We start from the raw sequence: 12309 nt of genomic DNA on the forward strand, positions 1-12309 counted from the left end.
CGACCGCCCGCGCCGCTTCCGGCGGAGGTTCATCGCGGCCGTCGGCGGAACACCTCGGTCAGCTCGGCCGGCGGCACCTCTTCGAGCTGCGCGAAGGTGCACGACCCCGGCGCGCGGTCGGGGCGGAACCGGACCAGGCGGGCGGTGTGCCGGAACCGCATGGCCTGGACGTGCTCGTAGCGCACCTCGGCGACCAGCTCGGGGCGGAGCGGCTCCCAGGTCAGGGACTTCGCGGGCGCCCAGCGGCTCTGCCCGCCCCGCGCGCCGTCGTCGGCGCCCGCCCACTCGCGCCACGGGTGGCCGTCGAGGGCGTGCGCGCGCAGCGGCGCCAGCTCGGCCAGCAGCCCCTGCCGACGGTCCGCGCTGAAGCTGCTGGCCACGCCCACGTGGCGCAGCGCGCCCGCCTCGTCGTAGAGCCCGAGCATCAGCGAGCCGACACCCGCGCCGTCCTTGTGCCGGCGGAACCCGGCCACCACGCAGTCGGCCGTGCGCTCGTGCTTCACCTTCCACATCACGCGCCGGTCCTGCTCGTAGGGCAGGTCCGTCCGCTTGGCCACGACCCCGTCGAACCCCGCGCCCTCGAACCGGGTGAACCAGTCCTGGGCCACGTCCGGGTCGTCCGTCGCCGGCGTCAGGTACAGGCCGGGCGTGTCGCGCAGCACGTGCGCCAGCAGGCGGCGGCGCTCCCCGAACGGCGCGGTGGTCAGGTCGCGGTCGCCGAGCGCGAGCAGGTCGAACGCGACGAACGCGGCCGGCGTCTCGGCGGCGAGCTTGCGCACGCGCGACGCCGCCGGGTGCAGGCGCAGCTGGAGCAGGTCGAAGCTGAGACCGGAGGGCGTCACGACGACGATCTCGCCGTCCACCACGCACCGCTCCGGCAGCCCCTCGGCCAGCAGCGCGGCGACCTCGGGGAAGTAGCGGGTGAGCGGCCGGTCGTTGCGGGAACCGAGTTCGACCTCGTCGCCGTCGCGGAACACCACGCAGCGGAAGCCGTCCCACTTCGGCTCGTAGACCAGACCCGGCTCGCGCGGCACCTCCCGCACGGCCTTGGCCAGCATCGGCCGCACGGGCGGCAGCACGGGCAGGTCCACGCGGGGAGCGTAAGCCGGGTGCGGAGTTCTCACCCGACTTGACGTCGCCCGCTATTGAGGACCGAAGTTGACCGCGATGCCGTTTAGGGTCGGTCCTGACCACGACAAACGACGACGAGAGCAGGCCACGATGACCACCGCCACCGCCACCGCCTCGCAGCTGACCACCGAGCAGGCCGACCTGCTGGCCACGCTGGCCAACCACCGCCGCTTCCTCCGGTTCACCGCGGAGGGCCTGACCGACGAGCAGGCGTCCGCGACCCCGACCGCGAGCGCGCTGTGCGTCGGCGGCCTCATCAAGCACGTCCGCGACGTGGAGGAGGGCTGGATCAGGTTCGCCGTCGGCGGCGCGGAACTGATGGAGAGCGTCGAGGGCGACTGGGAGAACGGCTTCCGGATGGTGCCCGGCGAGACCCTGTCGGGCCTGCTCGCCGCCTACGAGGAGACCGCGCGCAAGACCGAGGAGATCGTCGCCGGCCTGGACATGGACACCGCGCACCCGCTGCCCGTCGCGCCGTGGTTCGAGCCGGGCGCGTCCTGGACCGTCCGGCGGGTCCTGCTGCACCTGATCGCGGAGACCTCGCAGCACGCGGGCCACGCCGACATCATCCGCGAGACGCTGGACGGCCAGAAGACGATGGGCTGACGCCCTCGCCCGCCAGGGGGCGCTCCCGGTCGCCGCCGGGCGGAGGTCCGCACGGCACCGTCCCCCGGCGACCGGCCGCCCCGGACCGTCGACGACCCTTTCCCGAGCCGTCGCCCGAACCGTCTCCTGGGCGGTGCCCGCGGCGGATTCCCAGCGCGCAGCGGCCCCGGAGGGGTACGTAGAGTGCGATCACGGGGATCGGCGTCCACAGGGAGCGGCAATGGGGTTGAAGATCGGCTACAAGGCGTCCGCGGAGCAGTTCGGGCCGCGGGACCTCGTGGAGTACGCCGTGCGCGCCGAGGAACTCGGACTGGACACCGTGACCGTGTCCGACCACTTCCTGCCCTGGCGGCACGAGGGCGGGCACGCCCCGTTCGCGCTCGCCTGGATGGCCGCCGTGGGTGAGCGCACGAGCCGGGTCCGCATCGGGACCAGCGTGCTGACGCCCACGTTCCGCTACAACCCGGCGGTGATCGCGCAGGCGTTCGCCAGCATGGCGCTCCTGTACGAGGACCGGGTCTTCCTCGGCGTCGGCACCGGCGAGGCGCTCAACGAGATCGCCGTCTCGGGCCGCGAGTGGCCGGAGTTCAAGGAGCGCTTCGGCCGCCTGCGCGAGGCGGTCCGCCTCATCCGCGAGCTGTGGACCAGCGACAACGTCAACTTCTCCGGTGACTACTACACCCTGGTGAACGCCAAGGTCTACGACCGGCCGCGCCGCCCGGTGCCGATTTACGTCGCGGCGGGCGGCCCGACCGCGGCGAAGTACGCGGGCCGCGCGGGCGACGGTTTCATCTGCACGTCCGGCAAGGGCATGGAGCTGTACACCGACCAGTTGCTGCCCGCCGTGGCCGCCGGCGCGGCGGCCGCCGACCGCGACCCGGCCGACGTGGACCGGATGATCGAGATCAAGCTCTCCTACGACCGCGACCCGGAGGCCGCGCTGGAGAACACCCGCTTCTGGGCGCCGCTGTCGCTCACGCCCGAGCAGAAGCACTCCGTGGACAGCGCCGAGGAGATGGAGCGGCTGGCCGACGAGCTGCCCATCGAGCAGGTGGCCAAGCGCTGGATCGTCGCGTCGGACCCGGAGTCGGCGGTGGCGCTGATCAAGCCCTACCTGGACGCCGGCCTGAACCACCTCGTGCTCCACGGTCCCGGCCACGACCAGGAGCGGTTCCTCACCCAGGTCACCGAGGACGTCGTCCCGCTGCTGCGCGCGCTGGGCTGACACCGGCCATCGCGCCGGTGCGGTCGGTCAGAAGCGCGCGAACCGGCGGATGAGCCCGGCGTGCGACGGGTACGCCGGGACCAGCTCGTCCGCCCTCGCGAACTCGACCACGTCGTCCGTGTACGGCGGCACCACGACCGTGCCGACCAGCGACCAGTCGCCCACCGGCGCGCTCGCCTGCCACACGCCGGGCTCCACCACGACCTGCGGGCGCTGGCCCGCCGCCAGGTCCGTCCCGAGCACCGGTTCCGCGACCGCGCCGTCGGGGTGCAGCAGCAGCATCCGCAGCGGCGCGCCCGCGTGGTGGGCGTAGACCTCCAGGTTGGTCAGCCGGTGCAGCCCGGAGAACTCCGGCGCGCGCAGCAGGTAGTAGATGGCCGACGCCTCCGCCGACCGCCACGACTGCCCGAAGTGGCCGCCCTCCACCGGCAGCTCGGTCAGCCCCAGCAGCTCGACCACCTCGTCCGGCGTCGGTTCCCGCCCCCGTGTCACGTCAGCTCCGCCTCCACCGATCCGTGCACGACGACCATGCCCTTGCCCAGCCGCTTCGCCGCGTACATCGCGGCGTCCGCGCTGCCCAGCAGGTCGTCCGCGGTCTGCGCCGGGTCGCGGCCCGCGCGGTGCGAGATGCCGATGCTCGCCCGGATGCGGTGCTCGCCGCCCGCGGTCCGGTGCGGCGACGACATCGCGGCCAGCACCCGTTCGCCCATCTCCTCCGGCCGCGACGGGTAGCCGGTCACCAGGATGCCGAACTCGTCGCCGCCCAGGCGCGCCACCGTGTCCTGCGGGCGCACGCAGTGCTGGAGGCGCTCGGCGACGATCCGCAGCACCGCGTCGCCCTCCGCGTGGCCGTAGTTGTCGTTGACGTCCTTGAAGCCGTCCACGTCGATGAACAGCACCACCAGCGGGTCCGCCCGGTCGAGCGCCGCGTCGAGGCGCTCCCGGAACAGCACGCGGTTCGCCACCCCGGTCAGCGGGTCGTGGTAAGCCTGGTGGCGCAGGCGTTCCCGGCTGTCGCGCAGCTGCTCCAGCAGCCGCACGTTGTCGATCAGGGTGAAGAGCTGCCGCGCGATCACCAGCAGCACCACGCCCAGGCCGACGTAGATCTCGAACGGGTTCAGCCGCACCCCCGTCGCCGTGCCCACCACGATGAACAGGCCGGTCACCAGCATCGGCAGGTAGGGCACGAGGATGTGCAGCAGCTCGCCCGCGCGCAGCCGCCCCGACTCCTGGCGGTCGCGGCCACCGCCGCCCGGCGCGACCGACGACAGGAAGAACAGCGCCGGGCACACCATGAAGCCGATGTCGGCGGCCGGCGGGATCGCGGTCGCGCCCTGCCCGACCAGGAACGCGAACGCCCACCCGGACACCGACTGCGCCAGCGCCGCCAGCGCCACGAACAGCATCGGGAGCTGCCGCACCGAGCGGTGCGACCACGACGACACCAGCAGCACCACCAGCAGCACCAGGTACGCCGCCGGGTGCGCCACCACGGTCGCGAAACCCGGACCGGACGTCGCCCACGCCCGCACCATCGACTCCAGCAGCGACACCCACGTGAGCACGAACAGCGAGCCGACCACGATCAGGCCGTCCAGCACGATCACCAGCCGGCTGCGGTGGTTGGGCAGCGAGCCCGTCGCGCCCTGGCCCAGCACCAGCACCGCGCACAGCGCGAGCACCGGCACCAGGATGAAGCCCAGCGGCGCGACCGTGGTCGACGGCAGCGAGACGCCCAGGAACACCTGGCCCCACGTCCACGCGCACAGGCCGACCACCAGGCTCGCCATCGAGGCGGCCATCCACAGCCGCCAGCGCCGGGCCGTGCCCCGCCGCCCGCGCGCCGAGCGCCAGTAGCAGACCATCGCGGCCGAGGCGCCCGCGAGCTGGGTGAACTTGTCGACCGTGACGGCCGCCGACCGGTCCAGCGCGCCCGAGACGACCAGCGAGACCACTCCGACCAGCAGCAGGCAGACGGCAGTCGTGAGGGCGCTGAACCGCCTCAGGGTCATGGCACCCCGCTCACGCCGCGACGGAGTCGATCAGTGGACCGAGCCACTGTAATGAGCCGGTGACGCTGTGTCGACCTGGGGGTGTCCGATGGTCACCGGGCGCGTGTCGGTCCGCGGGCGCGGGCCGTCGCCCGGTACGGTTCGAACTGGTGTTCGTGACGGGCTCGGCGAGGGGACCAGCGTGCGCGTGTTCGGGGTCGACCCCGGCTTGACCAGGTGCGGTTTCGGGGTGGTCGACGGAGGTCCGGGCCGCACCGTCCGCCCGGTCGCGGTGGACGTCGTGCGCACGCCCGCGGACGCCGACCTCGCCGTCCGGCTGCTGCTGCTGTCCGACGCGGTGGAGGAGTGGCTGGACCGCCACCAGCCGCAGGTGGTGGCGGTGGAGCGGGTGTTCAGCCAGCACAACGTGCGCACCGCGATGGGCACCGCCCAGGCGGGCGGCGTGGTGGCGCTGGCCGCCGCGCGCCGCGACCTGCCGGTCGTCTTCCACACGCCCAGCGAGGTCAAGGCCGCCGTGACGGGGTCGGGCCGGGCGGACAAGGCGCAGGTCACGGCGATGGTCACCAAGCTGCTGGGGCTCAGGTCCGCGCCCAGGCCCGCCGACGCCGCCGACGCGCTCGCGCTGGCCATCTGCCACCTCTGGCGCGCACCCATGCGGTCGCGCCTGGAGGAGGCCCAGGCGAGGGCCGCCGCGCTCGCCCGGACGCACCGCGCGAGACTTGCCCGAGCCAGTGCCCGACTGTCGGCCCCGCCGACGGCAGCCGAAACCGGAGGGAAGACCGAGTGATTTCGTCGCTTCGTGGGCAGGTGCTGTCCATCGGACTCGATCACGTGGTCGTCGAGGTCGGCGGGGTCGGGTTCGCCGTGCAGGCCACGCCCGCCACGCTGGCCACGCTGCGCCGGGGCGAGGAGGCGCACCTGTCGACCTCGCTGGTGGTGCGGGAGGACTCGCTGACCCTGTTCGGGTTCGCCGACGCCGAGGCGCGCGAGCTGTTCGGGCTGCTCCAGACCGTGTCCGGGATCGGGCCGCGGCTCGCGCTGGCGACGCTGGCCGTGCTGGACCCGGACCAGCTGCGCGCCGCGCTGGGCGAGGGCAACATCACCGTGCTCACCCAGGTGCCCGGCATCGGGCGCAAGGGCGCGGAGCGGTTGATCATCGAGCTGCGCGACAAGGTGGGCAGGCTCCAGGACGCGCCCGCCGCGGCGGGCGGCAACGGCCAGGTGCGCGCGCACGTGGCGGAAGCGCTGCTCGGGCTGGGGTTCCCGGCCAAGCAGGCGGAGCAGGCCGTGGACGCGGTGCTCGCGGAGGACGGGGCGCTGGGCACGTCCGAGGTGCTGCGCCGGGCGCTGGCCGCGCTGGGGCGCAAGCGGTGAGCCGCACCACCCGCGCCACGGTCACCGCCGCCACTCGGGCCGCCGCCACGGCCATGGACGGCACCCGCGCCACCAGCACCCGCGCCACGGTCACCGCCGCCGCCACCCAGGCCATCGCCACGGCCGCGGACGGCACCACGGGCATCGCCCAGGCCGTCACCCGGACCACCGCCCGGACCGCTGCTCGCGCCGCCGCCACCCGTGCCTCCGCGTCCCCCGCCCCGCCCACCCGCGCCTCCGGCGGACCCGCCTCCCGCGGCGGGGCCACCCCGCGCCGCCCGGCGGTGGCCCGGTGAACCCGGAGTTGGAGGGCGACGACGACACCCTCAACCCGCTGCCCGACCCGACCGAGCGGGACGTCGAGTCGACCCTGCGCCCCAAGGACCTGGCCGAGTTCGTCGGCCAGCCCAAGGTGCGCGAACAGCTCGAACTGGTGCTGCACGGCGCGCTGCGGCGCGGCGCGCCGCCCGACCACGTGCTGCTGTCCGGCCCGCCCGGCCTCGGCAAGACCAGCCTGGCCATGATCATCGCGGCCGAGTTGGGCGCCTCGCTGCGCATCACGTCCGGCCCGGCGCTGGAGCGCGCGGGCGACCTCGCCGCGATGCTGTCCAACCTGGTCGAGGGCGACGTGCTGTTCATCGACGAGATCCACCGGATGGCGCGGCCCGCCGAGGAGATGCTGTACCTGGCGATGGAGGACTTCCGGGTCGACGTGGTGGTCGGCAAGGGTCCGGGCGCGACCAGCATCCCGCTCGACATCGCGCCGTTCACGCTGGTCGGCGCGACCACCCGGTCGGGCGCGCTGACCGGCCCGCTGCGCGACCGGTTCGGGTTCACCGGGCACATGGAGTTCTACCGGCCCGACGAGCTGGAGCTGATCATCCGCCGGTCGGCCGGCATCCTGGGCGTCGACCTGCGGGAGGACGGCGCGCGGGAGATCGCCGGGCGCTCGCGCGGCACGCCCCGCATCGCCAACCGGCTGCTGCGCCGCGTGCGCGACTTCGCCGAGGTGCGCGCGGACGGTGCGGTGACCCGCGAGGTCGCCCGCGCCGCGCTGGCCGTCTACGACGTGGACGAGCTGGGCCTCGACCGGCTCGACCGGGCGGTGCTCGGCGCGCTGGTCAGGTCGTTCGGCGGCGGGCCGGTGGGCGTCTCGACGCTGGCCGTGGCGGTGGGCGAGGAACCCACCACCGTGGAGGAGGTCTGCGAGCCGTACCTCGTGCGAGCGGGTATGTTGGCCCGCACGCCGCGTGGTCGGGTCGCGACCGCGTCGGCGTGGCTGCACCTGGGGCTCCAGCCGCCCGCGAAGGCCCCCGGCGAGGCCACCCGGTCGCTGTTCGACGACGCCGACGACTGAGCGCGATTCCTGACCTGGCACAATCGGCGTCGGTACCCCAGAAATCCGGACGTTCCGGGCAGACCTGTCCCGCCGCGCCGGTTGAACGGAGAATGATGGGCAACCTGTCTTCCTTGATGTTCCCGCTGCTGCTCGTGCTGCTCGCGGTGCCGCTGTTCCTCAGCGCCCGCAAGCAGAAGAAGGCGGTGGCCGAGCAGCAGGCGCTGCTCAACTCCCTGGAGCCGGGCGACCGGGTCATGACGACCTCCGGGCTGTACGCGACCGTCGCCGACGCGAGCGACGACACCACCATCGACCTGGAGATCGCGGACGGCGTCGTCACCACGTGGCTGCGGCAGGCGATCCGGGAGAAGGTCGCCGTGGACGCGGACGAGTCCGACGCCGTCGTGGACGACGTGGACGACGCCGACGCGGTGGTCGAGACCCCGGTGCAGCAGGACAGCAAGAAGTAGCAGCGCGAGAGGCCACGGGGTTGTGCCGCGCGACGGCGGCACAATCCTCCCGGTCCCGTGTGCCCGGAGCGCTCGCACCGGTCGTGCGCGGGCGCTCGCGCCGGGGCCGCGGCAACACCGCCGCGGGGCAATCCGGAAGGGGCACGTCCGTTCTCCGCCCCGCCCCGCCGATTCACCGGGGCACACCCGGTCAAGTGTGAACGCCGAACGGTCGCTGTGATTGATCCGGTGAACGTCTTATGGCCGTTCGGGATTACCACCGTCGTTCCGCGACCCGAGCGGAACCGGTGACAGACAACTCACGCGGTGCGGGGTACGCTGCGCAATCACCCGGCAGGGCAGTGTCGGGTGGGCAAGCGCTGCCCTGATCCGTGCAGCACGGATCGCGGCGGCGTTCGACATCATCTTCGGAGTTCTAGGAGACGGACGGACCGTGGCACCTCCGGCCGGACAAATCCGCCCCGCGAAGTACTTGGGCGCGTTTGTCCTCATCGTGGTCGCGCTGTACTCCTTGGTGTTCTTCACCGGGAACGGCAAAGCGACTCCCAAGCTCGGCATCGACCTCCAGGGTGGCACGCGCGTCACGCTGACCGCCCGCGCCCCGGACGGTCAGACGCCGACGGACCAGGCCCTCGACCAGGCTCGTGACCTGATCGAGACCCGCGTGAACGGGCTCGGCGTCTCCGGCGCGGAGGTCGTCCGCGACGGCACCAACCTGGTGATCACGGTCCCCGGCGCGGACAGCGAGGGCGCCAAGCGCCTCGGCCAGACGGCGAAGCTGAACTTCCGCAAGGTCGTCGGCTCGCCGCAGCCGAACGCGCAGCCCGCGCCGCCGTCGTCCAGCGCGCCGGCCACCTCGGGCTCGGCCGCGCCGACCACGACGCCGAGCGCGCCCGCCGGTTCCGAGAACGCCACCGCGCCCACCACCACCGCGCAGGGCCGCCCGGCCCCGGCGCTGGAGGGCCAGCCGGAGACCTCGACGCCGCCCGCCTCGACGCCGCCCGCCACGACGACGTCGGCCAAGCCGGAGGTCGACTGCCGCAAGGTGTTCCGCGGCGAGTACTCGGAGAAGCCCGAGGACGCCATCGCCGAGTCCCGCGCCTGCCGCCAGGACCCGTCGCTGACCACGCTGGACGCGCAGACCGTCGCGCAGGCGCTCGGCGCGTTCACCTGCCCGACCAAGGACCCGCTGCTGGGCAACGACGACCCGTCGCTGCCGCTGCTCACGTGCGACCAGAAGAACGAGTTCAAGTACGTCCTCGCGCCGGTGAACCCGCCCAAGGACGGCAGCGTCAAGGACGACGACTTCAGCCTGTACTCCCGCCTCAGCGGTGAGGACATCAAGGACGCCGTCTCGGGCACCGACCCGCAGGGCGCCGGCTTCATCGTCAACCTGACGTTCGAGGGCGACGGCGGCGACAAGTGGGGCAAGTTCACCTCGGCGAACGTGTCCCAGCAGGTCGCCGTGGTGCTGGACAGCCAGGTGGTGTCCGCGCCGAACATCAACGAGCCCATCCTGGGCGGTTCGACGCAGATCTCCGGCAAGTTCACCCAGAAGGATGCCGAAGGTCTCGCGAACGTGCTGAAGTACGGCTCGCTGCCGCTGTCGTTCGAGGCGTCCGAGGCGGAGACGGTGTCCGCGACGCTGGGCCTGTCCTCGCTCCAGGCGGGCCTGATCGCGGGCGGCATCGGCCTCGCGCTGGTCTTCCTGTACTGCCTGCTCTACTACCGCCTGCTCGGGATGCTGACGATCCTGTCGCTGGTGCTGTCCGGCGTCGTGGTCTACGCGGTGCTGGTGCTGCTCGGCCGCTGGATCGGGTTCACGCTCGACCTCGCGGGCATCGCCGGTTTCATCGTCTCCATCGGTATCACGGCGGACTCGTTCGTCGTGTTCTTCGAACGGCTGAAGGACGAGGTGCGGGAAGGCCGCACGTTCCGCTCCGCCGTGCCCCGCGCGTGGGTCCGCTCGCGCCGCACGATCCTCTCGGCGGACGCGGTCAGCTTCCTCGCCTCGGCCATCCTGTGGATCATCGCGGTGGGCCAGGTGAAGGGCTTCGCGTTCACCCTCGGCATGTCGACCGTCCTCGACCTGGTCGTGGTCTTCCTGGTCACGCACCCGCTGGTCGCGATGGTCTCCAAGTCGAAGTCCCTGTCCAGCCCGAAGCTGTCCGGCCTGGGCGGGGCCGTCCAGGCGGGCGCCGACGAGCGGGCCCTGTCGGCTGCCAAGCGCGCCGCCGTGAAGGAGGTCTGACCCGATGGCACAGTCCAAGGGCAGCGTGTTCCACCGGCTGTACGTCGGGACGGGCGCGTTCGACATCGTCGGCAAGCGCAAGCGCTGGTACGTCCTGTTCGGCCTGATCCTGCTCGTGTGCACGGCCTCGATGATCTTCAAGGGCTTCAACGCGGGCATCGACTTCACCGGCGGCACGCGCGTCCAGCTGCCCGCGGTGTCGGCCTCCGGCCCGATCAGCACCGACGCGGCCAAGGAGAGCTTCACCAAGGCGCTGGGCGAGGAGCCCACGGCCGTGCAGTCCGTCGGCACCGGCGCGTCGGCCACCCTCCAGATCCGCTCGGAGACGTTGGACGCGGCGAAGGTCGCGACCCTCAAGACGGCCCTGAACAACGACCTCCAGCCCACCGGCGGCCTCGACACGATCAGCGACAGCGCCGTGTCGGCGTCCTGGGGCGACGCGATCACCACCAAGGCGCTGATCGCGCTCGGCGTGTTCTTCCTCGCGGTGGCGATCTTCCTGGCGCTCTACTTCGAGTGGCAGATGGCCGTCGCGGCGCTGGTCGCGGTGGTGCACGACGTCGTCATCACGGCCGGCATCTACTCGCTGGTCGGGTTCGAGGTCTCGCCCGCGACGGTGATCGGCCTGTTGACCATCCTCGGCTTCTCGCTCTACGACACGGTCGTGGTGTTCGACAAGGTCAAGGAGAACACCAGGGGCATCCTGGGCCTCACCCGCCGCACCTACGGCGAGGCGGCCAACCTGGCGGTCAACCAGACCCTGATGCGGTCGATCAACACGTCGCTGATCGCCCTGCTGCCCGTGCTGGGCCTGCTGGTGATCGGCGTGGGCCTGCTCGGCGTCGGCACGCTGAAGGACCTGGCGCTGGTGCAGCTGACCGGTATGGCGATCGGCGCGCTGTCGTCGATCTACATCGCCACCCCGGTCGCGGTGGACCTGAAGATGCGCGACCCGCGCTACCGCGCGCAGGCGGCCCGCGTCCAGGCCAGGCGCGACAACCTGGCGCGCAAGGCGACGGGCGAGCCGGCCACCGGCGGCGACGTCGTCGAGTCCACCGACGACGAGGCGCTCCAGGCGGAACTCCGCAAGGAGAAGGCCCTGACGGCCGCCGCCGGCGTCCCGTCCCGCACCGGCAAGGCCGCCGACGCGCGCCGCCGCCCGACCGGCAAGAAGCACCGTTGAGACTGGACCGAGCCCTGGGGCTGCTGCGTGAGGTCCCGGACTTCCCCGAACCGGGGGTCGTCTTCCGGGACCTCACGCCGGTCCTGGCCGACCCGGACGCCCTGCGCGCGGTCGTGGACGGCCTCCAGGACAAGATCCACCCGGACACCCAGGTCGTGGCCGCGATCGAGTCGCGCGGCTTCCTCCTGGGGGCGGCCCTCGGCTACGGCTGGCACTACGGCGTCGTGCCCCTGCGCAAGCCGGGCAAGCTCCCGGCCGTGGCGCACCGCGTCTCCTACGACCTGGAGTACGGCACCGCGACGCTGGAGCTGCCGGCGGACGCCATCAGCCCCGGCCGGCACGTCGTGGTCGTGGACGACGTGCTGGCGACGGGCGGCACGGCGGCAGCGGCGTGCGCCCTGGTGGAGCGGGCGGGCGGCGTGGTGACCGGCGTGTCCGTGGTGCTGGAGATCCCGGCCCTGGGCGGCCGGGACCGCCTACCAGGCCGCTCCGTGAACGCCCTGCTGACCGTCTGACAGTTGACACCAAGGCCACCTACGGGCCCCGTGCACCCCGCACGCGGCACTGCTTCGAGCGAAGCTCGGAGCAGTGCCGCCATCCTCGGTGGCCGGCCCGTCCGGCGAGGACGCTTCTCAAGCTTCGACCCCGAGCCGCGCCGCACTGCTCCGCCCAACCCCGCACCGCGCTGATTCGCCTGAACGAACCCCCCGGTGCAGTT

The 12309-nt window shown here is 72.9% G+C and carries 13 protein-coding genes; 10 read left to right on the plus strand and 3 right to left on the minus strand.

What is annotated here, in order from left to right; genetic code table 11:
• Positions 1–29: 29 nt before the first annotated feature.
• Positions 30–1091 (minus strand): ATP-dependent DNA ligase, encoded by a 1062-nt coding sequence (locus C8E97_RS12390; RefSeq protein WP_211346990.1) that lies wholly within the window; start codon positions 1089–1091, stop codon positions 30–32.
• A gap of 130 nt (positions 1092–1221) precedes the next feature.
• On the opposite strand from C8E97_RS12390, the gene C8E97_RS12395 reads away from it, so the two are divergent.
• Together C8E97_RS12395 and fgd are read left to right on the plus strand one after the other, a co-directional pair.
• Complete coding sequence (locus C8E97_RS12395) at positions 1222–1737, plus strand: DinB family protein (RefSeq protein WP_170211784.1); 516 nt, start codon at positions 1222–1224, stop codon at positions 1735–1737.
• A gap of 220 nt (positions 1738–1957) precedes the next feature.
• Positions 1958–2962 (plus strand): glucose-6-phosphate dehydrogenase (coenzyme-F420), encoded by a 1005-nt coding sequence (fgd, locus tag C8E97_RS12400; RefSeq protein WP_121004836.1) that lies wholly within the window; start codon positions 1958–1960, stop codon positions 2960–2962.
• A gap of 27 nt (positions 2963–2989) precedes the next feature.
• Here the strand turns inward: fgd and C8E97_RS12405 are convergent, their stop codons facing one another.
• The gene (locus tag C8E97_RS12405) at positions 2990–3454 is read right to left on the minus strand and encodes a cupin domain-containing protein (RefSeq protein WP_121004839.1); all 465 of its coding nucleotides are present in this window, start codon (positions 3452–3454) and stop codon (positions 2990–2992) included.
• Positions 3451–4974 carry a GGDEF domain-containing protein gene (locus tag C8E97_RS12410; protein ID WP_121004842.1) on the minus strand — a complete coding sequence of 508 codons (1524 nt, stop codon included), beginning with the start codon at positions 4972–4974 and terminating at the stop codon, positions 3451–3453. The genes C8E97_RS12405 and C8E97_RS12410 overlap by 4 nt, the downstream gene beginning before the upstream one ends.
• Before the next feature lie 181 nt (positions 4975–5155).
• Here C8E97_RS12410 and ruvC point away from each other — a divergent pair, with 181 nt between their 5' ends.
• The 8 genes from ruvC (at position 5156) to C8E97_RS12450 (ending at position 12106) form a co-directional block, all read left to right on the plus strand.
• Positions 5156–5761 carry a crossover junction endodeoxyribonuclease RuvC gene (gene ruvC / locus C8E97_RS12415; protein WP_121004845.1) on the plus strand — a complete coding sequence of 202 codons (606 nt, stop codon included), beginning with the start codon at positions 5156–5158 and terminating at the stop codon, positions 5759–5761.
• On the plus strand, positions 5758–6348 hold the full coding sequence (gene ruvA / locus C8E97_RS12420; protein ID WP_121004848.1) for a Holliday junction branch migration protein RuvA: 591 nt from the start codon (positions 5758–5760) through the stop codon (positions 6346–6348). Before ruvC ends, ruvA begins: the two co-directional genes overlap by 4 nt.
• Positions 6345–6644 (plus strand): hypothetical protein, encoded by a 300-nt coding sequence (locus tag C8E97_RS35260; RefSeq protein ID WP_211346991.1) that lies wholly within the window; start codon positions 6345–6347, stop codon positions 6642–6644. Before ruvA ends, C8E97_RS35260 begins: the two co-directional genes overlap by 4 nt.
• The gene (gene ruvB / locus C8E97_RS12430; RefSeq protein ID WP_121004850.1) at positions 6641–7705 is read left to right on the plus strand and encodes a Holliday junction branch migration DNA helicase RuvB; all 1065 of its coding nucleotides are present in this window, start codon (positions 6641–6643) and stop codon (positions 7703–7705) included. Before C8E97_RS35260 ends, ruvB begins: the two co-directional genes overlap by 4 nt.
• Positions 7706–7809: 104 nt before the next feature.
• Positions 7810–8157, plus strand: coding sequence for a preprotein translocase subunit YajC (gene yajC, locus C8E97_RS12435; protein WP_121011377.1), 348 nt, complete (start codon positions 7810–7812; stop codon positions 8155–8157).
• 433 nt (positions 8158–8590) lie between these two features.
• Positions 8591–10408, plus strand: a complete 1818-nt coding sequence (gene secD / locus C8E97_RS12440; RefSeq protein ID WP_121004852.1) for a protein translocase subunit SecD — start codon at positions 8591–8593, stop codon at positions 10406–10408.
• 4 nt (positions 10409–10412) lie between these two features.
• Positions 10413–11591 (plus strand): protein translocase subunit SecF, encoded by a 1179-nt coding sequence (gene secF / locus C8E97_RS12445; RefSeq protein WP_121004857.1) that lies wholly within the window; start codon positions 10413–10415, stop codon positions 11589–11591.
• Complete coding sequence (locus C8E97_RS12450) at positions 11588–12106, plus strand: adenine phosphoribosyltransferase (protein ID WP_170211786.1); 519 nt, start codon at positions 11588–11590, stop codon at positions 12104–12106. The genes secF and C8E97_RS12450 overlap by 4 nt, the downstream gene beginning before the upstream one ends.
• The last annotated feature ends 203 nt before the right edge of the window (positions 12107–12309 follow it).

Origin of the sequence: Saccharothrix australiensis (assembly GCF_003634935.1) — a bacterium.
Classification (GTDB): domain Bacteria; phylum Actinomycetota; class Actinomycetes; order Mycobacteriales; family Pseudonocardiaceae; genus Actinosynnema; species Actinosynnema australiense.